Origin of the sequence: Thiobacillus sp. SCN 63-57, from assembly GCF_001725555.1 — a bacterium.
In the GTDB taxonomy this organism is placed as follows: Bacteria; Pseudomonadota; Gammaproteobacteria; order Burkholderiales; family Thiobacillaceae; genus Thiobacillus.
Genome location: NZ_MEGP01000005.1, coordinates 14,138 through 37,792 on the forward strand (window position 1 = coordinate 14,138; position 23,655 = coordinate 37,792).

At 64.5% G+C, this 23,655-nt stretch carries 23 protein-coding genes; 15 read left to right on the plus strand and 8 right to left on the minus strand.

Annotated features, from left to right (window positions below; all coding sequences use genetic code 11):
* Positions 1–65: 65 nt before the first annotated feature.
* Entirely contained in the window at positions 66–929 is an 864-nt protein-coding gene (locus tag ABT23_RS02825) for a hypothetical protein (protein WP_296630841.1), read from the minus strand.
* A complete protein-coding gene (locus ABT23_RS02830; RefSeq protein WP_296630846.1) occupies positions 919–3,135 on the minus strand; it encodes a bifunctional diguanylate cyclase/phosphodiesterase in 2,217 nt (738 codons plus the stop codon). Before ABT23_RS02830 ends, ABT23_RS02825 begins: the two co-directional genes overlap by 11 nt.
* Positions 3,136–3,765: 630 nt before the next feature.
* On the opposite strand from ABT23_RS02830, the gene ABT23_RS02835 reads away from it, so the two are divergent.
* The 8 genes from ABT23_RS02835 to ABT23_RS02870 all read left to right on the plus strand — a co-directional run bounded on the left by ABT23_RS02835 (position 3,766) and on the right by ABT23_RS02870 (position 10,775).
* Positions 3,766–4,887 (plus strand): methyl-accepting chemotaxis protein, encoded by a 1,122-nt coding sequence (locus ABT23_RS02835; protein WP_296630849.1) that lies wholly within the window; start codon positions 3,766–3,768, stop codon positions 4,885–4,887.
* 111 nt (positions 4,888–4,998) lie between these two features.
* Positions 4,999–5,850, plus strand: a complete 852-nt coding sequence (locus ABT23_RS02840) for an ATPase (RefSeq protein ID WP_296630852.1) — start codon at positions 4,999–5,001, stop codon at positions 5,848–5,850.
* 2 nt (positions 5,851–5,852) lie between these two features.
* Positions 5,853–6,905 carry a homoserine O-succinyltransferase gene (locus tag ABT23_RS02845; protein WP_296630855.1) on the plus strand — a complete coding sequence of 351 codons (1,053 nt, stop codon included), beginning with the start codon at positions 5,853–5,855 and terminating at the stop codon, positions 6,903–6,905.
* Positions 6,902–7,996, plus strand: a complete 1,095-nt coding sequence (locus tag ABT23_RS02850; RefSeq protein WP_296630858.1) for an ABC transporter permease — start codon at positions 6,902–6,904, stop codon at positions 7,994–7,996. The genes ABT23_RS02845 and ABT23_RS02850 overlap by 4 nt, the downstream gene beginning before the upstream one ends.
* Positions 7,996–8,763 carry an ABC transporter ATP-binding protein gene (locus ABT23_RS02855; RefSeq protein WP_296630861.1) on the plus strand — a complete coding sequence of 256 codons (768 nt, stop codon included), beginning with the start codon at positions 7,996–7,998 and terminating at the stop codon, positions 8,761–8,763. The genes ABT23_RS02850 and ABT23_RS02855 overlap by 1 nt, the downstream gene beginning before the upstream one ends.
* Complete coding sequence (locus tag ABT23_RS02860) at positions 8,753–9,700, plus strand: MlaD family protein (RefSeq protein WP_296630864.1); 948 nt, start codon at positions 8,753–8,755, stop codon at positions 9,698–9,700. Before ABT23_RS02855 ends, ABT23_RS02860 begins: the two co-directional genes overlap by 11 nt.
* A complete protein-coding gene (locus ABT23_RS02865) occupies positions 9,697–10,299 on the plus strand; it encodes an ABC-type transport auxiliary lipoprotein family protein (protein WP_296630867.1) in 603 nt (200 codons plus the stop codon). Before ABT23_RS02860 ends, ABT23_RS02865 begins: the two co-directional genes overlap by 4 nt.
* Positions 10,300–10,346: 47 nt before the next feature.
* Positions 10,347–10,775, plus strand: a complete 429-nt coding sequence (locus ABT23_RS02870) for a DUF4426 domain-containing protein (RefSeq protein WP_296630870.1) — start codon at positions 10,347–10,349, stop codon at positions 10,773–10,775.
* A 19-nt stretch (positions 10,776–10,794) separates the two neighbouring features.
* Here ABT23_RS02870 and ABT23_RS02875 read toward each other — a convergent pair whose 3' ends face one another.
* The 3 genes from ABT23_RS02875 to ABT23_RS02885 are packed head-to-tail and all read right to left on the minus strand — an operon-like array spanning position 10,795 to position 13,633.
* Positions 10,795–11,475: a sulfite exporter TauE/SafE family protein gene (locus ABT23_RS02875; protein ID WP_296630873.1), complete on the minus strand. Its 681-nt coding sequence runs from the start codon at positions 11,473–11,475 to the stop codon at positions 10,795–10,797.
* Positions 11,472–12,857, minus strand: coding sequence for an MFS transporter (locus ABT23_RS02880; RefSeq protein ID WP_296630876.1), 1,386 nt, complete (start codon positions 12,855–12,857; stop codon positions 11,472–11,474). The genes ABT23_RS02875 and ABT23_RS02880 overlap by 4 nt, the downstream gene beginning before the upstream one ends.
* On the minus strand, positions 12,854–13,633 hold the full coding sequence (locus tag ABT23_RS02885; RefSeq protein ID WP_296630879.1) for an exodeoxyribonuclease III: 780 nt from the start codon (positions 13,631–13,633) through the stop codon (positions 12,854–12,856). Before ABT23_RS02885 ends, ABT23_RS02880 begins: the two co-directional genes overlap by 4 nt.
* A gap of 27 nt (positions 13,634–13,660) precedes the next feature.
* Between ABT23_RS02885 and pyrE the strand changes: the two genes are divergently transcribed.
* Positions 13,661–14,299 (plus strand): orotate phosphoribosyltransferase, encoded by a 639-nt coding sequence (pyrE, locus tag ABT23_RS02890; protein ID WP_296630883.1) that lies wholly within the window; start codon positions 13,661–13,663, stop codon positions 14,297–14,299.
* Positions 14,238–14,891 carry a DUF4124 domain-containing protein gene (locus ABT23_RS02895; RefSeq protein ID WP_296630886.1) on the plus strand — a complete coding sequence of 218 codons (654 nt, stop codon included), beginning with the start codon at positions 14,238–14,240 and terminating at the stop codon, positions 14,889–14,891. Before pyrE ends, ABT23_RS02895 begins: the two co-directional genes overlap by 62 nt.
* Before the next feature lie 49 nt (positions 14,892–14,940).
* Here ABT23_RS02895 and gatB read toward each other — a convergent pair whose 3' ends face one another.
* Genes gatB through gatC form a run of 3 tightly spaced genes read right to left on the minus strand, consistent with a single transcriptional unit; the run spans position 14,941 to position 18,134 of the window.
* Positions 14,941–16,386 carry an Asp-tRNA(Asn)/Glu-tRNA(Gln) amidotransferase subunit GatB gene (gatB, locus tag ABT23_RS02900; protein WP_296630890.1) on the minus strand — a complete coding sequence of 482 codons (1,446 nt, stop codon included), beginning with the start codon at positions 16,384–16,386 and terminating at the stop codon, positions 14,941–14,943.
* A complete protein-coding gene (gene gatA, locus ABT23_RS02905) occupies positions 16,386–17,843 on the minus strand; it encodes an Asp-tRNA(Asn)/Glu-tRNA(Gln) amidotransferase subunit GatA (protein WP_296630893.1) in 1,458 nt (485 codons plus the stop codon). Before gatA ends, gatB begins: the two co-directional genes overlap by 1 nt.
* Before the next feature lie 3 nt (positions 17,844–17,846).
* On the minus strand, positions 17,847–18,134 hold the full coding sequence (gatC, locus tag ABT23_RS02910; protein WP_296630895.1) for an Asp-tRNA(Asn)/Glu-tRNA(Gln) amidotransferase subunit GatC: 288 nt from the start codon (positions 18,132–18,134) through the stop codon (positions 17,847–17,849).
* A gap of 101 nt (positions 18,135–18,235) precedes the next feature.
* Here gatC and ABT23_RS02915 point away from each other — a divergent pair, with 101 nt between their 5' ends.
* From ABT23_RS02915 to rodA, 5 genes are read left to right on the plus strand one after another with little or no spacing between them, the layout of a single operon-like run.
* Complete coding sequence (locus tag ABT23_RS02915; protein ID WP_026240916.1) at positions 18,236–19,279, plus strand: rod shape-determining protein; 1,044 nt, start codon at positions 18,236–18,238, stop codon at positions 19,277–19,279.
* 28 nt (positions 19,280–19,307) lie between these two features.
* Positions 19,308–20,153 carry a rod shape-determining protein MreC gene (gene mreC, locus ABT23_RS02920; protein WP_296630897.1) on the plus strand — a complete coding sequence of 282 codons (846 nt, stop codon included), beginning with the start codon at positions 19,308–19,310 and terminating at the stop codon, positions 20,151–20,153.
* Complete coding sequence (mreD, locus tag ABT23_RS02925; protein WP_296630901.1) at positions 20,150–20,650, plus strand: rod shape-determining protein MreD; 501 nt, start codon at positions 20,150–20,152, stop codon at positions 20,648–20,650. Before mreC ends, mreD begins: the two co-directional genes overlap by 4 nt.
* Before the next feature lie 7 nt (positions 20,651–20,657).
* A complete protein-coding gene (gene mrdA, locus ABT23_RS02930; RefSeq protein WP_296630904.1) occupies positions 20,658–22,553 on the plus strand; it encodes a penicillin-binding protein 2 in 1,896 nt (631 codons plus the stop codon).
* On the plus strand, positions 22,540–23,640 hold the full coding sequence (rodA, locus tag ABT23_RS02935; protein ID WP_296630907.1) for a rod shape-determining protein RodA: 1,101 nt from the start codon (positions 22,540–22,542) through the stop codon (positions 23,638–23,640). Before mrdA ends, rodA begins: the two co-directional genes overlap by 14 nt.
* Positions 23,641–23,655: the final 15 nt, after the last annotated feature.

The following is a 23,655-nucleotide window of genomic DNA, read 5'->3' on the forward strand; positions in this document are numbered from 1 at the left end:
GCATTGCGGGGGCCTGCGGCCAGCTGACGTCCGCTCCCGCGCGCATCGGCGCTGGGCGGACGCACTCAGAGCGCAGCGCCGAGGCTCCAGTCCAGTATCCGCCAGCGCCGTTCGCGGCTGCCTTCGACGGCGATCTGGTACCCCAGGCGGCGGATGGCGCCGGGGTGGGTAAGGAAGGTCTCTTCGCGAAATGGCAGGGTGGAATGTTCGATACGCCAGGGGTTCGGTCCCATGCGATAGCCGAAGCTGATTTCGACATCCAGCCACTCGAGCCATTGCGCATGCGATGGCTGCATCCGCGCGATGAGGTGCGGCAGGTCGGGCGCATCGGGCAGCGGATAGGGGCGGCCTTGCACATACATGAAGCAGGCCCCGGCGACGAGCAGCCAGGCCGGGCGGACGGGCTGTTCGCCCGCTTCCATCACGAGCTCGAGCGCGGCGGTGCCGCCGCGGCTGGGCGGCAGGCGTTCCCAGATCTCCCGGTAGTCGGCCTCGAGGCCGATTTCGGTCAGGCGCTCGCCGTCGAAGATCATGCGGCCGATGTCGCGGCTGCCGTTGGCAGGCTGAAAATCCATCTGGCGGTGCCAGGTGCAGCGTTCGCCATCGATCTGGGTGACGCCGCAAAATCCCTGCTGGCGCGCCAGCCAGGCCAGCTGGGCGTCGCTGCATTCGGCGAGACTGTGGACGCCGGAGAAATCCGGCCGCCCGGCGGGGAGGCGCAGGTCGGCGTGCCAGCGCGGCGTCTGCAGCCAGAAGACGTGGCTGTGCGTGTCGCACAGCCCGGCGGTTTCCAGCAGGCTGCGACGCCATACGCCGAGATAGGCGTTGGGAACCGGCGCGGGGCCGGCCGCCATGTCGGCCTGGGGAGCGAAGTAGCGTCGTGACAGATCGCGCAAGGCGCCGGCAAGGCCTAGGTCGTTACGGTTCATGGTCATCCGGGTGGTTCATGTCGGTTTGGCTGGCGCCGCCGGCGCACAGCAAGGCTTCCATTTCGAGCGCGGGGATCGGGCGGCTGAAGTAGTAGCCTTGCAGCTCGTCGCAACCGTGCTGGCGCAGGAATTCGAGGTGCGCAAGGGTTTCGACGCCCTCGGCCACCACCTTGAGCCCGAGCGCATGGCCGAGCGTGATGATGGCCCGCACGATGGCGGCATCGTCGGGGTCGCTGTCGATGTCGCGCACGAAGCTCTTGTCGACCTTGAGGCGGTCGACGGGAAAACGCTTGAGATAGCTGAGGCTGGAATAGCCGGTGCCGAAATCGTCCACTGCAATGTCGACGCCCAGCGTCTTCAGCGACTTCATGGCGACATTGATGCGCTCGGCATCGTGCATGACGAAGGACTCGGTCAGTTCCAGTTCCAGGAAGGCCGGGTCGAGCCCGGCCTGCGCCAGGGCGGAGGCCACCGCCTGCACCAGCCCGGTATGACGGAACTGGATGGGCGATAGGTTCACCGACACGTTGATGAGCGGCAGCCCGGCGCGCTGCCAGGCGCTGTTCTGGCGACAGGCCTCCTCCAGGATCCATTGTCCGATCGGAATGATCAGTCCGGTTTCCTCGGCGATCGAGATGAAGCTGTCGGGCGGGATGATGCCCTTGCCCGGGCAATCCCAGCGGATCAAGGCTTCTGCGCCGATGATGCGGCCGCTGGCGACGTCGATGCGGGGCTGGTAATAGACGCGGAATTCTTCGCGCTCCAGCGCGTGACGCAGGCTGTTTTCCAGTTCGAGGCGTTCGCTGATCGCCTGGTTCAGTTCGGGCGTATAGAAGTGATAAGTGCTGCGACCGGATTCCTTGGCCTTGTACATGGCGGCATCGGCACAGCGCAGGAGGGCGTCCGGATCGCCGCCGTCCTGCGGGTAGCAGCTGATGCCGACGCTGCAGCTGAGCCCGTATTCCTGCCCTTCGTCCATCCAGGGCTGCGAAATGATTTCCAGCAGGCGGCTGACGATGGCGAGGATTTCATTGTCCTCGTGCAGTTCGGTGAGAACCAGGACGAACTCGTCGCCGCCCTGGCGCGCCACGCTGTCGTGGCCGCGGACGCAGGCCATGAGCCGGTCGGCGACTTCCAGCAGCAGGCGGTCGCCGACATGGTGGCCGAGGCTGTCGTTGATCAGCTTGAAGTGATCGAGATCGACGAACACCACCGCCACCAGATGATGGTCGCGCTGCGCCTTGACGATGGCCTGTTCGATGCGGTCGCGCAGCAGCGAGCGGTTGGGCAGGCCGGTCAGGCTGTCGTGGCTGGCCTGGTGCTCGAGCACGGCTTCGTGCTGCTTGCGCTCGGTGATATCGACCACGGTACCTTCGAAGAACTGCACGCTGCCGTCGGCATCGCGCACCGCGCGCGCATTCTCGGAAATCCAGATGATGTGGCCGTCGCGCCGGTAGACCTGCGATTCGAAATTGCGCACCACGCCATGCGCCTGCATCAACCGCACGAATTCGGCGCGCCGTTCCGGCAGCACATAGAGCTGACGCTGGATGTCGTGCAGGTGCGCAACCAGTTCGTCCGGCGAGGCATGGCCGTAGATGTGCGCAAGCGCCGGATTGGCATTGAGATAGCGGCCTTCCGGCGTGGTCTGGAAGATCCCCTCGGTGGCGTGCTCGAAAATGCTGCGATAGCGCCGCACCGCTTCGTGCAGCGCTTCGTTGGCGGCCATGCGCTCGGAGATGTCCTGGATGAATCCCTCGATCCAGGCCAGGTGGCCGTGCGGGTCGACCAGCCCGACACCGCGCTCCAGAACCCAGCGCACCTTTCCGTCGGCACGGCGGATGCGGTATTCCACATCGAAGGCCTCGTTGGCCGCGAGGGCGGCGCGGATCGTGCGGCCGACGTGCTCGCGATCCTCGGGCAGGGTCATCTGGTCATAGGACACGCGGTTGTTGAATACCAGTTCGTCGGGGCGATAACCGGTGAGCTTGTGGCAGCCTTCGCTGACGTATTCCATCGTCCAGATGGCATCGATGCGGCAGCGGTAGATCATCCCGACCAGATTGTCGGTGATGGTGGTGAGCAGACGCGTGACGTCGAGCGGCGCCGCCGGGTCCGTCATGTCCGGCTCGATGGGCTGCAGGTTTTCGACCCGATTCATGGAATGCAGGGCAGCGTCGCAGCGTTCGTCAGATGGCGTGGCCATTCGCCGGCAGGGATGTCGGTTGCGGTGGTGAGCAATCGCTTCGGCAGGCGGTTCTGACGCATGGTGCACTCCGTGGGGATATCGGGTTTGCAGGTCCCGGGAGCACAGGGGGCGTGTACTTCCGGGTGTTTGTTCCGCCGTGGCCCCTGCCTGTCGACGGAATCGGAACACCCTGGTCTCCTGCGGGCGATGCAGACGACAAGGCGCCGCTATTCCCGTTGAACATCAGAGAGCAATAGATATGCCATCAGAGTCCGATATGCGAGATAGGCGCCGCCGCCGTGTACTGGCGTGGCAGGCGCAGGGCGCATGCACCGTGGTGGAGGAGGACGACGGCGGACCATGGCCTGAATTGGTGCGGCCGCTGGCGTGCATGCACCACGATGGACTGCCGAGAAAGGCTGTCCGGGAGAAGGGTCGATATACGCAGATGCGATGCAGCATCCGGCAGGTACGGAATTTCACGGGGACGACTAGGGTGTTTGCTTAGTGCGCTTCAGCCGTCTCATGCGCCACCGATAACGCTGTCAAGCGCAGGCAAGCTCCACGTCTGCCCGCCACTCAACTTGATAGAAGAACTGGGGTACTGCTGTGGAATGGATTCGTGAGGTCAGTTTGGTGCGCCGGGTCATGATCGGATTCTGGGTCATGGCCACGGTGGTCGGCGTGTTGGGGGCAAGCGCGATATGGTCACTGCAAAACAGAGCTGCCGCGCTGCAACATGCAGCCATGGGCGGTGCGGCGGGAACCGCCTCCGGATCGGAAGCGGAATGGGTGATCGGCTTGATTACCGTTGCGGGCGTCGGATTTGCGCTGCTGGCAGGCTGGGCGATTCGCAGAAGCATCAAGGATTCGGTCGAATCCACGGTGCAATGCGTGGCGCAGGTTGCGGGTGGTGACCTCGAGACCGCGATCAGCTCCCCCGGCAAGGACGAGATTTCCTGGCTGCGGAGCGAGCTCAATTCGATGCGGAAGAAGTTGCGCGCCATGGTGCTCGAGGTGCGCCAGACCGTGGAGAACGTCAACAGCGCGTCCGAGGAGATCGCCAGCGGAAATACCGATCTGTCTACCCGTACCGAGAGCCAGGCGAGCGCACTGCAGCAGACCTCGAGCTCGATGCAGCTGCTCGCCGGCATGGTGCGCAGCAACTCGCAAAGTACGCAGGAAGCCCGCGATGTGGTCGCGCAGTCGAGCAAGGTGGCCTTGCTCGGCTCGCAGACGATGCAGGACGTGGTGATGCAAATGACCGAGATTCATGACGGGGCCGCCCGCATCGGCGAGATTGTCGGGGTGATCGATAGCATCGCCTTCCAGACCAATATTCTTGCGTTGAATGCGGCGGTCGAGGCGGCCCGTGCGGGCGACAGCGGGCGCGGCTTCGCCGTGGTCGCGTCCGAGGTGCGCGCGCTGGCCCAAAGCAGTTCAAGCGCGGCGCGCGAGATCAAGGCGTTGATCGACGCCTCGACCGCACGGGTCGAAGCCGGGTCGAAGCTGGTACACGACGCCAAGCGCACGATGCAGGAGATTTTCGAGAGCGTGGAGCGCATGGCGGAACTGATCGTCAGCATCGCCGATGCCGGGCAATCGCAGAACAATGACATCGGCCAGATGAACCAGGCCATTTCGCAGCTCGATACGATGACGCAGCAAAACGCCGCGCTGGTCGTTCAGCTCAGCGCGGCGGCACAATCGTTGAAGGCGCAGTCGGGTCAGCTCAGCAGTTCAATGGCGGCGTTCCGCGTCGCGGCCTGACGGTCGTCACAGCAGGGTAAGGGCGTCGGGATGCCGCCCGGCATCCCGACGCCCTTTTTTATTGGGTGGCTTTTCGGTAGGCTTCGCGCTAGCCTCAAGAAAACCGACCCCATGCACTTTACACCTGAAGCCTTCCGCGCCTGGCCGACCAAGCGCATTACCCTGCTCGGCATGTCCGGCGTCGGCAAGACGCACATCTCCTCCATGCTGCGCGGTCACGACTGGTTCCATTTTTCCGGCGACTACCGCATCGGCACGCGCTACCTCGATGAACCGATTCTGGATCTCATCAAGCAGCAGGCGATGAGCGTGCCGTTTTTGCGCGAGCTGCTGCGCAACGACTGGATCGACATCAAGAACAACATCAAGATTCACGACCTTGGCCCGGTGCTGACCTTCGTCGGCAAGCTCGGGGGGCCGGAATGGGGCGGGCTCCCGCTCGACGAGTTCTCGCGCCGCCAGGCGGCCTACCGCGACGGCGAAATCGCCGCCATGCGCGACGTGCCGGCGTTTATCCGCAAAGGCCAGGAAATCTACGGCTATCATCACTTCGTCAACGACGTCGGCGGCAGCCTGTGCGAGTTGGACGAGCCCGGCGTGGTCGAATTGCTTGCCGAGCATACGCTGATCCTCTATATCCAGACCACGACCCGCGAAGAGGAGGACACGTTGATCAAGCGTGCGCAGTCCGATCCCAAACCGCTGTATTTTCGCCCGGCCTTCCTCGCCGAACAGCTGCCGGTCTATCTGAAGGAAAAGGGCATCGAGTTCGTGGCGCAGATCGAGCCCGACGACTTCGCCCGCTGGGTGTTTCCGCGCCTGTTCCATTCGCGCATTCCCCGCTACGAAGCGATCGCCAGGCCGCACGGCTATACGGTGACCTCGCAGGAGGTGGCCCAGGTGCGCGACGAGCGCGATTTCCTCGCACTGGTCGAGTCAGCCGTTGCGCGCAAGAAGGACTGACGATGCCGCTGGTCGCGCATAACACCCTGCCCACCTTCGAGCGTCTGCGCCGCGACGGCATCACGGTGCTGTCGACCGAGCGCGCGGCCAACCAGGAAATCCGCGAGCTTCATGTCGGCCTGCTGAACATGATGCCGGACGCGGCGCTGGAAGCGACCGAACGGCAGTTCTATCGGCTGGTCGGCGAATCGAACCCGATCGCGCAGTTCTACATGCATCCCTTCACCCTGCCGACGCTGCCGCGCGGCGAGGCGGCGCAGTCGCATATCGCGCAGTATTACGAAAGCTTCGACGCGATCCGCGAGAAAGGGCTCGATGCGCTCATCATCACCGGTGCCAACGTCACCCATTCCGACCTTGCCGACGAGCCGTTCTGGCAACCGCTGATCGAAGTGATCGACTGGGCCTGGGACAATGTCACCTCGACGCTGTGTTCGTGCCTGGCCACGCATGCGGTGATGCAGTTCCGCCATGGCCAGGCGCGCATCATGCAGCCGCGGAAGATCTGGGGGGTATTCGAGCATCGCGTGACCGATGGCCGCCACCCGCTGGTGGCCGACGTGAATACGCGTTTCGACGTGCCGCATTCGCGCTGGAACGACATCTCGCGTGCGCAGTTCGAGGCGGCGGGGGTCAAGGTTCTGGTCGAGAGCGAGGAAGCCGGCGTCCACATGGCGGTAAGCGGGGACGGCCTGCGTACCGTGTTCTTCCAGGGACATCCCGAATACGACACCGTCTCGCTCCTGAAGGAATACAAACGCGACCTGATGCTTGCGGCGGCGGGCAAGCTGCCTGCGTCCCCCCCGTTTCCCGAGCGCTATTTCAGCCGCCAGGCGCAGGCGCTGCTGGCCGAGTTCGGCAGCCGCACCCAGGCGGGCGAGATACTGACCTTCCCCGAGGCGCAGGTGCTGCCGCTGCTCGACAATACCTGGCACGACACGGCCGAAGGCGTGGTCGGCAACTGGATCGGCTGCGTCTACCAGGTCACCCACCGCGAGCGCGGCCTGCCTTTCATGCCGGGCATCGATCCCAACAATCCTTTAGGGCTGGCGTGACGGAAGCACGCGCGGACTTCGACGAGGCCCGGGCTACGCTGGTCGTCAGCGGTGCCTGGCATGCCGGAGCCGCATCAGTCTTGCTGGCACTTGGTGGCAAGACCATACGGGCCATAGATGGCGCCGGCGTCACCCAGCTCGATACCAATGGCGCGTGGTTGCTGCTGTCTGCTGTCCGACCGCAGGCGAACGACCCGATGCCCGAGCTGCAGGCTTTCCAGCCGCAGCACCTGGCGATACTGGAATTGGTCAACCGCCACAGCGCAGCCTCGGCCGCGCAGCCCGAGCACCGGCGCGAAAGCGTGCTGGCGATGACCGGCCGCGGCGCACAGGTAATGGCGGAGCATGCGCTCGGCCTGCTCGATTTCGTCGGCCGGCTGTCCATCGAACTGTGGGTATTACTAGGCAAGCCCGGCGGCTGGCGGTGGCGCGAATTCGCGGCCCAGGTGCGTGCGGTATTCGTCGGTGCGATTCCCATCGTGTCCGCCATGCTGTTCCTGCTGGGTGTGGTATTCGCCTACCTGCTGGGGGATCAGGCGCAGCAGTATGGCGCCAACATCTTTGTGGTCGACGGCCTGTTGCTGGCGATCATGCGCGAGATTTCGCCGGTCATCGTCGCCGTTCTCGTGGCCGGGCGCACGGGCGCCGCCATCACCGCGCAGCTCGGCACCATGAAAGTCACCGAGGAGATCGATGCCATCACCACGCTCGGCCTGTCGCCGCTGGCTGTCCTGGTGATTCCGCGCATGCTGGCGCTGCTGATCGCCATGCCGCTGCTGGTATTCATCGGCGATATCGCCGGGATCGCCGGCGGCATGCTGGTGGCGCAGCAACAGCTGGATATCTCGTATTCCATGTTCATGGACCGGATGGCCGATGTGATCCTGCTGAAAACCCTGGTGGTGGGACTCGGCAAGGCGCCGGTGTTCGCCATGTTCATCGCGCTGATCGCCTGCCGCATGGGCCTGTCGGTTACCCGCGACGCGCGCAGCGTCGGCGCCAATACGACCTCCACCGTGGTGCAGAGCCTGATCGCCATCATCATTCTCAACGCCATTTTTGCCGTGACGTTCGTGCGGCTGGATATCTGATGGCCGAGTCCGTGATCGAGGTTCGCGACGTGTCGACCACGCTGGGCGGACACAGCATTCATCGCGGCCTCAGTCTGTCCGTCGCGCGTGGCGAGGTTGTCGCGTTGATCGGTGGCAGCGGCACCGGAAAATCGGTGCTGCTGCGCGAAATCATCGGCCTGTTGAGGCCGCAAGCAGGGCATATCGAAGTATTCGGGCAATCGGTTCTGGACAGCACGACCGAGCAAATGAACGTGCTGCGGAGGCGCTTTGGCGTGCTGTTCCAGGATGGCGCCTTGTTTTCCTCGCTCACGGTAGAGGATAACGTCGCCACACCGCTGTTCGAGCATACCGACCTGCCGCACGCCACCTGCCGCCGGCTGGCCCGGCTGAAGCTCGCGCTGGCCGGCCTGCCACCGGATGCTGCGGACAAGCGGCCGAGCGAGCTCTCCGGGGGCATGCGCAAAAGGGTGGCGCTGGCACGCGCGCTGGCGCTCGACCCGGAATTGCTGTTCCTCGACGAGCCGACTTCCGGCCTCGACCCGATTTCCGCCCGCGCGTTCGACACGCTGATCCGGCTGCTGGCCGACAGCCTGGGCCTCACCATATTCCTCGTCACCCACGACTTGGATACACTGTTTTCGATTATCGATCGCGTCATCGTGCTGTCGAACGGCCGCGTGCTCGGCAGCGGCACGGTGGCCGAACTGAAGCACATCGACGACCCGTGGCTCAACGACTACTTTGCAGCGCGGGCCACGGAGGGAGAAACCCAGCATGGAAACTGAAGGTCGCTACACCCTGGTCGGCGCGGTGGTCCTGGCCGTGGTTGGTCTGCTGACCCTGGCCATCGTGTGGCTGACGGGCGCGGCCGACACCATCGCCTATCAGACGTATACGATTTATTTCAAGGAGCAGTCGCTCGACGGCCTGGCGGTCGGCAGCCCGGTGAAAATGCGCGGCATCAAGGTGGGGGTGGTCGACGGCTACCGTTTCTCCAACAAGCAGGAAGAAGCGGTCGCGGTCACCGCACGCATCGACGAGGGAGTGCCGGTTCATAGCGGCGCCACGGCCTTCATCAAGCGCAACCTGGTGACCGGCATTGCAGCCGTTGAAATCACCAACGGCCCGACCGAAGGCCCGCTGCTCAGCAAGGCGCCCGATGGCGAGCGCTATCCGGTCATCGCCGAGGGCAGTTCCGATATCGACAAGGTCGCGACCGCCCTTTCGCGGCTGGCGGTGAACGGCGCGCAGGTGCTGGAAAAAATGAATACGCTGTTGTCGGACGAGAACCAGCATGCCATCAGCCAGACGTTGGCCAACCTCGATGAACTGTCGCGCCACCTGGCGGCCAACAAGCAAGACCTCACCGCGGCCGTGCGGAGTATCCGTGACGCTTCCGATGAATTCCGTCTGGCCGGCGCCAGCATCGGCCAGGCCGCCACCCGCGCCGAAGTCAACATTGCCAGCGTAGGGCAGAACGCCAACGTTGCGCTGAAGGAAGCCACTGTCGCGATGGTGAAACTGCAACGCGACGCCAACCTGATTTCCCAGCAGGTTCAGCAGCTCAGCGAATCCGGCACGCTGGAATTGAACAGCGTCAGCCGCGACGTGCGTACCAGCGCCGATGTGCTCAACACGGCCGGGCAGCGCCTGTCGAATCCGCGTGCCATCCTGTTCGGCCCCGACAAGAAGCAGCTCGGCCCCGGAGAGAAACTTCCATGAAAACCGGTCTTTCCCTGATCGCCCTCGTTCTCGCACTGAGCGGCTGCGTCAATTTCGGCCAGAGTGCCAACGCGCCCGGCGTGGTGTATTACGTGCTGAACGACGCCGAGCCCGCCGCCGCACCGACGCCTGTGCCTGCCGACGCCCCTACGCTGCGGGTGCTCGATACCACCACCGGCGGTTTTTACGATAGCGACCAGCTCGTCTTCAGCCGCAGTGCCGACACCCGCGGCCAGTACCAGTTTGCCCGCTGGACCGAGCGGCCCGGCAGGCGCTTCGCCGAACTGCTGCGCGCCCGGCTCGACCGGCTTGGCCGCTACCGGGTCGCACCCGCCGGCGGGGTCGTGCACAGCGACCTGATGCTGGATACCCGGCTGGTCGAGTTCTATCACGACGCCACCCGCGAGCCGGGGCAGGTGCGGCTGGAACTGCGTGCCGAACTGGTGGACCTGAAGCAACGCAGATTGCTGGGCCGCCATACGTTTGAACAGAAGGTGCCGTTGACGACCTACGATGCCGCCGGCGCCGCCCAGGCGTCCAACGTGGCGGTCAGCCGCGTGCTCGACGACGTGAGCGCCTGGCTCGCCACCTTCAAATAAGCGCCTAGAATGCTAAAAGCAGACCCCACAACAAAAGGAGAGACACCATGAAGCGCCTGCTTGCCGCCCTGTGCCTGTGTTCCGTCGCTGCCCTTGCCCACGCTGAAATCATGCAGAAATTCGGCCAATTCGAAATCCATTACAACGCCTTGACCACCGACGAGCTACAGCCTGAAGTCGCACGCACCTACAAGATCGAGCGCAGCAAGACGCGTGGCCTGCTGACGATGTCGGTGCTGAAGAAGAACAAGGTTGGCGTGCTCAGCCCGGTACCGGCCAAGCTGACCGTCTACGCCACCAATCTCACCCGGCAGTTGGCCGACGTGAGCATGCGCGAAATCAAGGAAGGCACCGCGATCTATTACCTGGGCGAATTCCGCGTCGCGCCGCCGGATACGCTGACCTTCAAGGCGACCGTGGAAGTGCCGGGAGAGCTCAAGCAGGAAATGACCTTCGACCAGAAGTTCTTCAAGTAAACCCACGCGGAAGCGTGGTTCAGGCGTGGGACAGCGCGGCATACCCCAGCGTCATCAGTCCCCACACGCCGAATCCCGCCACCGTCAGGCCGGCTGCACGCCGCACCCACAGCTGCTGCATGAAAGGCTGGATCTGTCGGGCGAACAGCCCCATGCCCAGCAGGTTGGGCAGCGTCCCGAGTCCGAATGCCAGCATCAGCGCCGCGCCCGAGGTGGCGCTACCAGCCGCCAGTGCCGACACCAGCACCGAATACACCAGCCCGCACGGCAGCCAGCCCCAGGCCATGCCGGCCAGCACTGCCTGGGGCAGCGACTTTACCGGCAGCAGTTTCTGAAACAGCGGTTTGACCCGTCGCCACACTGATCCGCCGGCCCGTTCGAATACCAGCACCCATTGATTGAAGCCTGCCAGGTACAGGCCGAGCAGGATCATCACGACCTGCGCCAGTACATACAGCACGGTCTGCACCGGCATGAATTCCGCCAGCTTGAGCGAAGCGCCCAATGCGCCGGCCAGCGCGCCGAACAGTACATACGACGACACCCGCCCCAGGTTGTAGGCCAGGTGCAGGCGGAACGGTGGCGTGCTGCCATCGGCGCGGAAGGAGAACGCCGCGACGATGCCGCCACACATGCCGACGCAGTGCACCCCGCCGAGCAGGCCGGCGAGCAGGGCGGTCAGGAGGGAGAACTCGATCATGGCTTTTCCTGCTTCCTGCTTGCCGCTTCCTGTTCACGGGCGACCAGCCATACCAGCAGCAGCACCGGAACGCCGATCAGTGCGGTGCCGGTGAAGAACGTTGCCCAGCCATAGGCGTCGACGAATTCCCCGGAAAAGCCGGCGATGAACTTGGGCAGGAGCAGCATCACCGAGGTGAACAGCGCGTACTGTGTGGCCGAATACGCCTGGTTCACCAGGCCGGACAGATAGGCGACGAAGGCGCTGGATGCGATGCCGGCGGAGAGGTTGTCGGCCGACACCGTGAACACCAGCGCCCCCATGTCGTGCCCGCGGCCGGCCAGCCAGACGAACAGCAGGTTGGTCGCCGCCGACAGCAGCGCGCCGAGGAACAGCGTGCGCATCACGCCGAGACGCATCGTCAGCAGGCCGCCGAGCCCGGCGCCGGCGATGGTCATGATCACACCGAACACCTTGGACACGGTGGCGACTTCGTCCTTGCTGAAGCCCATTTCCTGATAGAAGGGATTGCTCATTACCCCCATCACCACGTCGGAGATGCGGTACAGCGCGATCAGCGCCAGCATCAACAGTGCCTGCCATTTGTAACGCTGGATGAAATCGATGAAGGGCGACAGCACCGCGTCGTAGAACCATGCGGCGGCGTTCAGCAGCCCGTCCGACAGCCCGAGCGAGGCGAACTTCGCGCGCGCATGCAACTCGCGTTCGCTTGTGGTGCGCGGAATTTTCTTCTCGGGTTCGCGGATGGTCAGCGTGGTGAGGATGCCAACCGCCATCAGGGCCGCCATGACCGTGTACGCCACCTGCCAGGGGTGGAAGTCGTAGGCGGCCGTGGTCGTGTCGACGCTCGCCGCGATCCACAGCGCGCCGGCACCGGCCGTGATCATCGCGATGCGATAGCCTGCCTGGTAGGTCGCCGCCATCGCCCCCTGCTTCTCGGTTTCCACCGCCTCGATACGGTAGGCGTCGAGCGCGATATCCTGCGTCGCCGAGGCGAAGGCCACTGCCAGCGCGAAGAACACCGTATGCGTCAGGTTCAGCACCGGGTCGGTGTTCGCCATGCCCAGCAGCGCCAGCGCGATGCAGATCTGCGAGAGCAGCAGCCAGGCCCGCCGCCGGCCCAGCATGCGCGTCAGCAACGGCAGCGGCAGCCGGTCCACCAGCGGCGACCACAGGAACTTGAAGCCGTACGCCAGGCCCACCCAGGAAAGATGCCCGATCGTCGCGCGCGCGATGCCTGCTTCGGACAGCCAGAACGAAAGCGTGCCCAGCACCAGCAGCAGCGGCAGCCCGGCCGAAAAGCCGAGGAACAGCATGCCGACGACGCGGGGGTGGGCGTAGACCTTGAGGGCGGCAAGCCAGGGATGGTCGCGTAAGGTCATGGAGCGTAATCGTAATCGACGATCAGCGGCGCGTGGTCGGAGAAGCGCTGGTCCTTGTAGACGAAGGCTGACTTCGCCTTCGCCGCGATACCGGGGGTGGCGATCTGGTAGTCGATGCGCCAGCCGACATTCTTCGCCCAGGCCTGGCCGCGGTTGCTCCACCAGGTGTAGGCCTCGCCGGTGTGCTCGGGGTAGAGGCTGCGGTAGACGTCGACCCAGCCGAGTTCGTCGAACAGGCGCGTCATCCAGGCGCGCTCCTCGGGCAGGAAGCCGGAGTTCTTCTGGTTGGATTTCCAGTTCTTGAGGTCGATTTCCTTGTGGGCAATGTTCCAGTCGCCGCAGATGACGATTTCGCGGCCGGACTGGATCAGCGCCTGGAGGCGCGGGAAGAAGACGTCGAGGAAACGGAACTTGGCCTGCTGGCGTTCGTCGCTGCTGGAGCCGGAGGGCTGGTAGAGCGAGATGACGGCGAGATGGCCGTAGTCGGCCTCGATGTAGCGGCCTTCGGCATCGAATTCCGGGATGCCGAGGCCCTCGATGATGCGCTGTGGCGGCTGGCGGGTGTAGACGCCGACGCCGCTGTAGCCCTTCTTCTCGGCGTAGTGGAAGGCGCCGCTGAGGCCGCCGCAGGCCACGAATTCCGGCCTGAGGTCGGCGGCCTGCGCCTTGAGTTCCTGCACGCAGACGACGTCGGCATGTTGCGTGGGGAGCCAATCGAAAAAGCCCTTGGTGGCGGCGGAGCGGATACCGTTGAGGTTGGCCGATATAATTCGCATCAAGATCGATTCAAGAAGTTAAGGAAAATGTCCGATTACAAAGCCGAGTTTGTGGAATTCGCCATCGCTTCGAACGTGTTGTGTTTCGGCGAGTTCAAAACCAAGGCGGGGCGCATGAGCCCCTACTTTTTTAATGCGGGTCTGTTCAACGACGGCGACAAGCTGAAACGGCTGGGCGAATTTTACGCGAAAGCCATCGTCGACTCGGGGATCGTATTCGACGTGCTGTTCGGTCCGGCCTACAAGGGCATTCCGCTGGCGGCGAGCATCGCGATCGCACTGGCAGGCATGGGCAGGAACGTGCCGTTCGCCTTCAATCGCAAGGAGGCGAAGGATCACGGCGAAGGCGGGTCGGTGGTCGGCGCGAAGCTGCAGGGCCGGGTGCTGATCGTCGACGACGTGATCTCGGCGGGCACCTCGGTGCGCGAGTCGGTGGATCTGATCCGGCACGCGGGTGCGGAACCGGCCGGGGTGGTGATCGCGCTGGACCGGATGGAACGCGGAACGGGCGAGACGTCCGCCGTGCAGGAAGTGCGGGAACAATATGGCATTCCAGTGGTGGCTGTGGTCACGCTGGACAATTTGGTGGAGTTTCTGGAGCGTGATGCAAACCGACAAGCTGAATTGCAAGCCGTGGCCGCGTACCGTTCAACGTATGGCGTATAGCCTGCTGGCGGCGGTTGCGGCCATTTCGCTGCTGGCAGCGAGCCCGGCCGTGGCGGGCATGTATCGCTGGGTGGATGGCAATGGCCGTGTGCATTACGGCGACACGCTGCCGCCAACCTACCAGCAAAGCGGCGCGGCCGAGATGAGCAAGCAGGGCAACATCATCAAGCGCACGCAATCCGAAGCCGAGCGCCGCGCCCAGGCCGAGCGCGAGGCCGAGCAGAAACGCATCCAGGACGAGCAACAGAAGCAGGCGCAGCTCGACCGTGCACTGACCCAGACCTATACCACCGAAGCGGAAATCGACCTGGCGCGCGACCGGGCATTGGAGAACTACAAGCTGATGATCCGGGGCGCCGAAATCCGGGCTGGTGCGGTCGATGCCAATCTGGCCGATCTGCGCACCCGCATCGCCAACGTGCAAAAGGCAGGCCGCAAGGTCGGCCCCGGACTGCAGGAACAGCTGGACCAGGCCGTTCGCGAAAGCGAGGAGCTGAAACGCACCATCCAGAAAAATCAGAAAGCCATGGTGCAGGTGCGCGAGAAATACGAGGCGGACAAGCTGCGCTTCCGCGAACTGACCGGCAAGTAGCCGGCCGCATTGTCGTGAAAAGGGGCGCCCAAACGGCGCCCTTTTGTTTTTACTGCAGCTTGCCCTTCAGCAGCTCGTTGACCTGCGCCGGGTTGGCCTTGCCCCGGCTGGCCTTCATCACCTGGCCAACCAGCGCGTTGAACGCCTTCTCCTTGCCGGCGCGGAATTCCTCGACCGATTTCGGGTTGGCGGCGAGTACGTCGTCGACGATCTTCTCCAGTTCGCCGGTGTCCGACATCTGCTTGAGGCCGCGCGCTTCGATGATGGCGTCGACTTCGCCGGCGCCTTCCCACAGCCCTTCGAACACCTGTTTGGCGAGCTTGCCGGACAGCGTGCCGTCCTGGATGCGGGTGATCAGCGTACCGAGCTGGGCGGCGGAGACCGGGCTTTGTGCGATGTCGAGCTCGGCCTTGTTGAGCGCAGCCGAGAGTTCGCCCATCACCCAGTTGGCGGCGAGCTTGCCCTGGCCGCAGGCTCGTGCGGCAGCCTCGAAATAGTCGGCGAGCGCACGCGAGCCGGTGAGCACGGTCGCGTCGTAGGCCGACACGCCGTAGTCGTTCTGGAAGCGCACCTGCATCGCGGCAGGCAGCTCGGGCAGCGCGGCACGCACGGACTCGATCCACGGCTCGTCGAGTTTTACCGGCAACAAATCGGGGTCGGGGAAGTAGCGATAGTCGTGCGCGTCTTCCTTGCTGCGCATCATGCGTGTTTCGCCGGTATCGGGGTCGAACAGCACGGTGGCTTGCTCGATGCGGCCGCCGTCCTCCAGCGTCTCGATCTGCCAGCGGACTTCATAGTCGATCGCCTGCTGCAGGAAGCGGAAGGAGTTGAGGTTCTTGATTTCGCGGCGGGTACCGAATTCGGTCTGCCCGACCGGGCGCACCGAGACGTTGGCGTCGACGCGGAAGCTGCCTTCCTGCATGTTGCCGTCGCAGATGCCGATCCAGGTCACCAGCGTGTGCAGCGCGCGGGCATAGGCCACGGCTTCGGCGCTGGAGCGCATCTCCGGCTCGGAGACGATTTCCAGCAGTGGCGTGCCGGCGCGGTTCAGATCGATTCCCGTCATGCCGTGGAAGTCCTCGTGCAGCGACTTGCCGGCGTCTTCCTCCATGTGGGCGCGGGTGAGGTGGATGACGCGCTCTTCCGACTGTCCTGAGCTTGTCGAAGGGACCACGATGGTGAGCGCGCCGCCCTCGACGATGGGTTTCGCCAGCTGGCTGATCTGGTAACCCTTGGGCAGGTCGGGGTAGAAGTAGTTCTTGCGGTCGAACACGTTGACGCGGTTGAGCGTGGCGCCGATCGCGAGCCCGAACTTGATCGCGCATTCCACTGCGCCCTTGTTCAGGACCGGCAGCACGCCGGGCAGCGCGATGTCGACCGCGTTCGCCTGCGTATTGGGCGCGGCGCCGAAGGCGGTGCTGCTGCCCGAGAAAATCTTGGATTTCGTGGCGAGCTGGGTGTGGACTTCCAGCCCGATGACGGTTTCCCATTTCATTATTTCAAACCCTCCGGCGCGCGCGCATGCCAGTCGGTGGCACGCTGGTATTGATTGGCGACGTTGAGCATCTTCGCTTCGCTGAAATAGTTGCCAACCAGCTGCAGTCCGATCGGCAGGCCCCGGGTATCGAAGCCGCACGGCAGGCTCATGCCCGGGAGGCCTGCCAGGTTGGCGGGAATGGTGTAGAGGTCGTTCAGATACATTTCCACCGGGTCGTCGGATTTCTCGCCGAGCTTGAACGCAGTACCGGGCGCGGTGGGGCCGAGGATGACGTCGCAGACCTTGAACGCTTCGTTGAAGTCGTCGGCGATCAGGCGGCGGATTTTCTGCGCCTGCAGGTAATAGGCGTCGTAGTAGCCGTGCGAGAGCACATAGGCGCCGATCAGGATGCGCCGCTTGACCTCGGCGCCGAAGCCTTGCGCACGGGTCTTGCAATACATGTCGTCGAGGCTTGCGTAGTCCGGCGCGCGGTAGCCGTAGCGCACGCCGTCGAAGCGCGACAGGTTGCTCGACGCCTCGGCAGGTGCGAGCACGTAGTACACGGGGATGGCGAGCTTCGAGTTGGACAGCGAGATCTCGACCGTCGTGGCGCCGAGCTTCTTCAGTTCCTCGACGGCAGCGTCAACCGCCGCCGCGACTTCGTTGTTCAGGCCTTCGGCGAAGAATTCCCGCGGCAGGCCGACGCGCAGGCCGGTCAACGGCTTGCCGAGGTCGCGCGTGTAGTCTTCCTTGTCGCGCTCGAGGCTGGTCGAGTCGTTGGGATCGAAGCCGGTCATCACGTTCAAGAGCAGTGCGCAGTCCTCGGCCGAGGGCGCCATCGGCCCGGCCTGGTCGAGACTGGAGGCGAACGCGATCATGCCGTAGCGCGACACCAGGCCGTAGGTGGGCTTGAGGCCGGTGATGCCGCACAGCGCGGCCGGTTGGCGGATCGAGCCGCCGGTGTCGGTGCCGGTGGCGGCGGGCGCCATGCGCGCCGCCACGCAGGCGGCGGCGCCGCCCGACGAGCCGCCCGGCACGCGGGCGGTGTCCCACGGATTCTTCACCGCGCCGTAGTAGCTCGTCTCGTTCGACGATCCCATGGCGAACTCGTCCATGTTGGTCTTGCCGAGACTCGGCATGCCGGCGGCCTTGAAGCGCTGGATCACGTGGGCATCGTAGGGGGCGACGAAGTTGTGCAGCATCTTCGAGCCGCAGGTGGTGAGCCAGCCGTCGGTGCAGAAGATGTCCTTGTGCGCGATCGGCACGCCGGTCAGCGGACCGGCCTGGCCGGCGGCGATCAGGGCGTCGGCGGCGGCGGCCTCAAGCAGGGTCTTCTCGGGATCGACCGTGATGAATGCATTAATCGACGGATTCAGCGCGGCGATGCGGTCGAGATAGGTCTGCGCCAGCTCACGGCTGGAGACCTGCTTCGCAGCGAGCTGCGCGGCAAGCGTGGAAAGAGACGTGTCGGACATGGCTTATTCGATGACTTTGGGCACGAGATACAGGCCGTTCTCGACCGCTGGCGCGATGGCCTGGAAGGCTGCATGACGATCGGTCTCGGTCACGGCGTCGTCGCGCAAGCGCTGGAAGACCTCCTGCGCATGGGCCATCGGGGCAATCCCGCGGGTGTCCACCGCCTGCATGGTGGCGATGAGATCGAAAATGGTGTTGAGTTGGGCCTGTGTGGCCTGCGCCTCGGCATCGCTGGTTTCTATGCGCGCAAGGCGAGCGATGCGCTTGACGTCGTCCGGACTGAGGGACATGGAAGCACCTGAATGACTTACGGGAACGAAGCGCGTTAGGGTATCATAGCCCCCTTGTTTTTTCTGCCCTTTCGCCCGCTGGCGCGGGTGCTGCCGCCACCATGTTCAAGTTTCTGACCAGCTATTTCTCGACCGACCTCGCGATCGATCTCGGCACCGCCAACACGCTGATTTACGTGCGCGACCGGGGCATCGTGCTGGACGAGCCCTCGGTGGTGTCGATCCGCACCGATGCGGCAGCAGGCGGCAAGCGCACCGTGCAGGCGGTGGGCGCGGAGGCCAAGCTGATGCTGGGCCGCACACCGGGCAACTTGCAGGCGATCCGGCCGATGAAGGACGGCGTGATTGCCGACTTCACCGTCACCGAGCAGATGCTCAAGTATTTCATCAAGAAGGTGCACGACACCCGCATGCTGCGCCCCAGCCCGCGCATCATCATCTGCGTACCGTGCGGCTCGACCCAGGTGGAACGCCGTGCGATCCGCGAGTCGGCGATTGGCGCCGGCGCGCGCCAGGTGTATCTGATCGAGGAACCGATGGCCGCGGCGATCGGCGCCGGCCTGCCGGTGGCCGAGGCGACCGGCTCGATGGTGGTCGACATCGGCGGTGGCACCACCGAGGTCGGCGTGATCTCGCTCGGCGGCGTGGTCTATGCCAATTCGGTGCGCGTCGGCGGCGACCGTATGGACGAAGCGATCATCAACTACATCCGCCGCAACTACGGCATGCTGATCGGCGAAGCCACCGCCGAGCAGATCAAGAAGAAAATGGGCTCGGCCTTCCCCGGTGCCGAAGTGCTGGAAATGGAAGTCAAGGGCCGCAGCCTCGCCGAAGGCGTGCCGCGCAGCTTCAACGTGTCGTCCAATGAAATCCTCGAGGCGCTGACCGAGCCGCTCAATGCCATCGTCAGCGCGGTCAAGCAGGCGCTGGAGCAGACGCCGCCGGAACTCGGCGCCGACATCGCCGAGAAGGGCATGGTGCTGACCGGCGGTGGCGCGCTGCTGCGCGATCTCGACCGGCTGCTGATGGAAGAGACCGGCCTGCCGGTGATCGTCGCCGACGATCCGCTGACTTGCGTGGTGCGCGGGTCGGGCCGTGCGCTCGAAGAGATGGACAAATTGGCGTCGGTGTTCACCAACGAGTGAACGCAGTCGCAGCTGACCGGAACCCCTGATGGCCATGCCGGGCCAGCTCATGTTCGCCCGCCGGCTGGGGCCGACGGCACGCCTGATGATCTGGCTCCTGATCGGCTTGTCCTGCGTGGTGGTCGATGTCCGTTATCACGCGCTCGACGGCCTGCGCAGCGGGTTTTCACTGCTGCTGCAACCGGTGCGTGAAGTCATGCGGGTTCCCACCAGCGTTGCCTCCGAACTGACAGGTTTTTTCACCCGCCACCGTCTCCTGCAAAAAGAGCGCGACGCCCTGCTGGCTGAACGGGCGCAGCTACAGCTCGGGGTGAATCGCGCGGCCGAACTGGCCCGGGAGAACGCCGAATTGCGCGCCCTGCTGCAATTACAGATCCGTCCGGGCCAGAAAGTGGTGCACGCGGCGCTCTTGTATCAAGGGCATGACTGGTTTGCCCAGCGCCTTACGCTGGACCAGGGAAGTGGGGCCGGGCTACGCACCGGTTTGCCGGTGGTCGATGCGGACGGTCTGGTGGGGCAGCTGACGCGGGTATATCCCGGATCGAGCGAAGTCACGCTGGTCAGCAGCACCGATCAGCTGACGCCGGTGTTCGTCGAGCGCACCGGCCAGCGCGGGCTGGCTGCAGGGAGCGGGCACGGCCAGATGGAGTTGCGTTACATGCCGTCGCAGACCGACCTCCGAGCGGGCGATCGCCTGCTGACTTCGGGCATCGACCGGGTATATCCGGCGGGTATCCCCGTGGCAACCATCAATCGGGTGTCCCGCTCGCAGTCCAGCCCCTACCTGCGGGTGGACTGTCTGCCGCTGGCAGGCCTGGATCGTTCCCGCGGCGTGCTGGTATTGATTGCCGAACCACAGGTGACGGCACGATGAACGTGTCGACCCAGTCCGGCAGCAGCTGGCGTCGCATTCTCGGCAGCCTGGTTCTGGCGGTCTTGCTGGAGCAGTTGCCGTGGTCCGGCTGGGCGCTGATCGTGCGGCCGGATTTCGTGCTGGTCGCCGTGCTCTTCTGGGCCTTGCACCAGCCTGAGCGCATCGGTTTCGGCGTGGCGTTCTTTTTCGGCCTGCTGGCCGATTTCCAGGATGGCGCAGTGTTCGGCCAGCATGCCATCGCCTATGCGATCGGAGTGTACGTGGTGCTGTACCTGCGTCTGCGCCTGTTGCAGTTCGACCCCTCCCGGCAGGCTGCGCAAATGTTTCCGATCCTGCTGGGGGTGCAGTTGATGGTGTTGCTGGTCGGCTGGCTCGCGGTCAACCCACCGGCCGGATTGAGTATCCTCATTCCGGTGCTGAGCAGTACCGTTCTGTGGTATCTGATCGCCTTGTTCGTGCGCCTGTGGCATGGCAAGGGTGCCCAGGACCGGGCATGAGCCGGACATGCCGTTAGCCACTCCGCTCAAAAACCTGGATCGTGAACTGGCCCGTTTTCACGGGCGGCTGAAAGCGGGCGGAATCTTCGTCGTGCTGCTCGCGGCCGCGCTGCTGGGACGCGCCTTCTATCTGCAGATCACGCAGCACGACTACTATATCCAGCGCGCGGAAAACAACCGTATTTCGCTGGTACCCGTGGCGCCCAACCGTGGATTGATCCTGGATCGGAAAGGCCACATCTTGGCGGAGAACTACTCGGCGTATACGCTCGAACTGGCGCGGGCGCAGCCCCACGATCTGGAAGCCACCCTGACCGAAGTGGCCAAGCTGATTGAGATCACGCCGGGCGAGTTGCGGCGTTTTCGGCGCCTTCTCGCTGAATCGCACGAGTTCGAAACGGTGCCCCTGAAAAGCAAGCTGTCCGACGAAGAGGTCGCGATCCTGGCGGCCAACCGCTACCGCCTGCCGGGGGCGGAAGTGAAGGCGCGGCTGTTCCGCAACTATCAGGCAGGACCCGGCATGGCGCACGTGGTCGGCTTCATTGGCCGGATCAATGATCGCGATCTCAAGAGCCTGCGGGAATCGGGGCGAGAGCAGAACTATCGGGGCACGGTCCATATCGGCAAGACAGGGCTGGAGCAGAGTTACGAAACCCTGCTGCATGGCCGCACCGGATTCGACCAGATGGAGACCGACGCCAGCGGCCGCGCCGTACGCGCCCTGTCGCGGATTCCGCCGGTGCCGGGCAAGGATTTGCGCTTGTACCTGGACGAAGGGCTGCAGGCGGTGGCCGAACATGCGTTTGGCGACTACATGGGCGGGCTGGTGGCGCTCGATCCCAATACCGGCGGCGTGCTGGCGCTGGTGAGCAAGCCGGGATTCGACCCCAATCTCTTTATCGACGGCATCGACCCGGAAACCTGGAAGACGCTCAACGAATCGCCTGAGCGGCCGATGGTGAACCGCGTGCTGCGCGGCATCTATCCACCGGGCTCGACGATCAAGCCGTTCATGGGACTGGCCGGACTGGAACTGGGCGTACGCAAGCCCGAGGACACCATCGTCGACCCCGGTTATTTCAGCTTGCCCAACAGTAGCCACCAGTACCGCGACTGGAAACGCGGCGGCCATGGAATCGTCGATCTGCGCCGGGCCATCGCGCAATCGTGCGACACCTATTTCTACAAACTGGCGGTCGATATGGGGATCGACCGCATGCACGACTATCTGCAGAAATTCAGTTTCGGCGAGAAAACCGGCATCGATCTGGATGGCGAATCCGCCGGCCTGCTGCCTTCGCGCGAATGGAAGCAGCGCCGCTGGAAGAAAGTCTGGTATCCCGGCGAGACGGTGATCGCGGGCATTGGCCAGGGCTACCATCTCACCACACCGCTGCAACTGGCGACCGCGACCGCCATGATCGCCAACGGCGGCAAGCGGATCGAACCGCGCCTGGTGCAGGCGGTACGCGACCCGCTTACCCACGTCTGGCAGCCGCAGCCGGTAGTGGTGCACGAACAACTGCCGCTCAAACCGGAGGATCTGGCCGTGGTGCGGCAGGGCATGTTGGACGCGATGCGGCCGGGCGGTACGGCCGCGGCCGCAGCTGCCGGCGCACCCTACACCATTGCCGGCAAGACCGGCACCGCGCAGGTGGTCGGCATCAAGCAGGGCGCCCGCTATGACGCTGGCAGCCTGTCCCGGAAAAATCGGGACCATGCGCTGTTCATTGCTTATGCGCCGGCCGAGAACCCCACCATCGTGGTGGCGGTCATGGTCGAGAACGGCGGCCATGGCGGCTCCACGGCGGCGCCGATTGCGCGTGCGGTCTTCGATTACTACCTGACCGGGAAACGCCCCGGTAACATGAAACTGGAGGGAGGAAGCGATGCCTCGGACTAGCCATTGGCTCCTGCGCGGCCTGCACCATGTCGACGGCATCCTGCTGACGCTGGCGCTGCTGGTGCTGGGCATCAGCCTGGCGGTGGTGACGAGCGCCTCGGGGCAGAGTCCGGTACGCATCAGCGGCCACCTGGTCAACATCGGGCTGGCGCTGGCGGTGATGGTGTTGATGGCCAACGTGCCGCCGCATCTGCTGTCAAAAGTCGGGCCGCCCCTGTATGCGGCGGGCGTGGTGCTGCTGGTCGGCGTGGCGCTGTTCGGCGAGATACGCAACGGTGCGCGCCGCTGGCTGGATCTGGGATTCATCGCGTTTCAGCCGTCCGAGCTGTTGAAGCTGGCCTTGCCGCTGATGCTGGCCTGGTATTTCCAGCGCAACGAAGCGGTGCTGCGCGCCAAGCATTTCATGGTCGGCGGCATCCTGCTGCTGGTGCCCTTCCTGCTGATCCTGCGACAGCCTGATCTGGGGACGGCGCTGATGCTCGGCGCATCGGGGTTTTATCTGCTGTTCTTTGCCGGTCTGCCTTGGAAGGTGATTCTGGGAGGCGCCACGCTGGGCGCGGCGAGTCTGCCTGTGGTGTGGGGGCTGATGCATGACTATCAGCAGCGCCGCGTGCTGATGCTGCTCGATCCTGCGTCCGATCCGCTGGGCGCGGGCTATCACATCATTCAGTCGACCATCGCCATCGGCTCCGGCGGACTGTTCGGCAAGGGGTGGATGCAGGGCACGCAGAACCAGCTCGATTTCATCCCCGAGCGCACCACCGATTTCATCTTCGCCGTGTTCGGCGAGGAATTCGGCTACGCCGGCGCGATTCTGCTGGTGTGTCTCTATCTGGCCATCGTCGCGCGCGGCCTGGTCATCGCCGCGCGGGCGCCGACGCTGTTCGGCCGGTTGATGGCGGCCACCCTGAGCCTCAATCTGTTCACCTATGTGTTCGTCAACATGGGCATGGTGTCAGGCATCCTGCCGGTGGTCGGTGTGCCTTTGCCGCTGATGAGTTACGGCGGAACGGCGCTCGTCACGCTGCTGCTGGGGATGGGTATCCTGATGAGCGTAGCGACGCATCGCCAACTCAATAAATCATGACGCGATAAAATAAGT

What these genes read in the sequence shown, in the direction of transcription:
- ABT23_RS02825 (WP_296630841.1), bottom strand. Translation starts at nt 929, where the DNA reads ATGAACCGTAACGACCTAGGCCTTGCCGGCGCCTTGCGCGATCTGTCA.
- ABT23_RS02830 (WP_296630846.1), bottom strand. Translation starts at nt 3,135, where the DNA reads ATGGCCACGCCATCTGACGAACGCTGCGACGCTGCCCTGCATTCCATG.
- ABT23_RS02835 (WP_296630849.1), top strand. Translation starts at nt 3,766, where the DNA reads ATGATCGGATTCTGGGTCATGGCCACGGTGGTCGGCGTGTTGGGGGCA.
- ABT23_RS02840 (WP_296630852.1), top strand. Translation starts at nt 4,999, where the DNA reads ATGCACTTTACACCTGAAGCCTTCCGCGCCTGGCCGACCAAGCGCATT.
- ABT23_RS02845 (WP_296630855.1), top strand. Translation starts at nt 5,853, where the DNA reads ATGCCGCTGGTCGCGCATAACACCCTGCCCACCTTCGAGCGTCTGCGC.
- ABT23_RS02855 (WP_296630861.1), top strand. Translation starts at nt 7,996, where the DNA reads ATGGCCGAGTCCGTGATCGAGGTTCGCGACGTGTCGACCACGCTGGGC.
- ABT23_RS02860 (WP_296630864.1), top strand. Translation starts at nt 8,753, where the DNA reads ATGGAAACTGAAGGTCGCTACACCCTGGTCGGCGCGGTGGTCCTGGCC.
- ABT23_RS02865 (WP_296630867.1), top strand. Translation starts at nt 9,697, where the DNA reads ATGAAAACCGGTCTTTCCCTGATCGCCCTCGTTCTCGCACTGAGCGGC.
- ABT23_RS02870 (WP_296630870.1), top strand. Translation starts at nt 10,347, where the DNA reads ATGAAGCGCCTGCTTGCCGCCCTGTGCCTGTGTTCCGTCGCTGCCCTT.
- ABT23_RS02875 (WP_296630873.1), bottom strand. Translation starts at nt 11,475, where the DNA reads ATGATCGAGTTCTCCCTCCTGACCGCCCTGCTCGCCGGCCTGCTCGGC.
- ABT23_RS02880 (WP_296630876.1), bottom strand. Translation starts at nt 12,857, where the DNA reads ATGACCTTACGCGACCATCCCTGGCTTGCCGCCCTCAAGGTCTACGCC.
- ABT23_RS02885 (WP_296630879.1), bottom strand. Translation starts at nt 13,633, where the DNA reads ATGCGAATTATATCGGCCAACCTCAACGGTATCCGCTCCGCCGCCACC.
- pyrE (WP_296630883.1), top strand. Translation starts at nt 13,661, where the DNA reads ATGTCCGATTACAAAGCCGAGTTTGTGGAATTCGCCATCGCTTCGAAC.
- ABT23_RS02895 (WP_296630886.1), top strand. Translation starts at nt 14,238, where the DNA reads ATGCAAACCGACAAGCTGAATTGCAAGCCGTGGCCGCGTACCGTTCAA.
- gatB (WP_296630890.1), bottom strand. Translation starts at nt 16,386, where the DNA reads ATGAAATGGGAAACCGTCATCGGGCTGGAAGTCCACACCCAGCTCGCC.
- gatA (WP_296630893.1), bottom strand. Translation starts at nt 17,843, where the DNA reads ATGTCCGACACGTCTCTTTCCACGCTTGCCGCGCAGCTCGCTGCGAAG.
- gatC (WP_296630895.1), bottom strand. Translation starts at nt 18,134, where the DNA reads ATGTCCCTCAGTCCGGACGACGTCAAGCGCATCGCTCGCCTTGCGCGC.
- ABT23_RS02915 (WP_026240916.1), top strand. Translation starts at nt 18,236, where the DNA reads ATGTTCAAGTTTCTGACCAGCTATTTCTCGACCGACCTCGCGATCGAT.
- mreC (WP_296630897.1), top strand. Translation starts at nt 19,308, where the DNA reads ATGGCCATGCCGGGCCAGCTCATGTTCGCCCGCCGGCTGGGGCCGACG.
- mreD (WP_296630901.1), top strand. Translation starts at nt 20,150, where the DNA reads ATGAACGTGTCGACCCAGTCCGGCAGCAGCTGGCGTCGCATTCTCGGC.
- mrdA (WP_296630904.1), top strand. Translation starts at nt 20,658, where the DNA reads ATGCCGTTAGCCACTCCGCTCAAAAACCTGGATCGTGAACTGGCCCGT.
- rodA (WP_296630907.1), top strand. Translation starts at nt 22,540, where the DNA reads ATGCCTCGGACTAGCCATTGGCTCCTGCGCGGCCTGCACCATGTCGAC.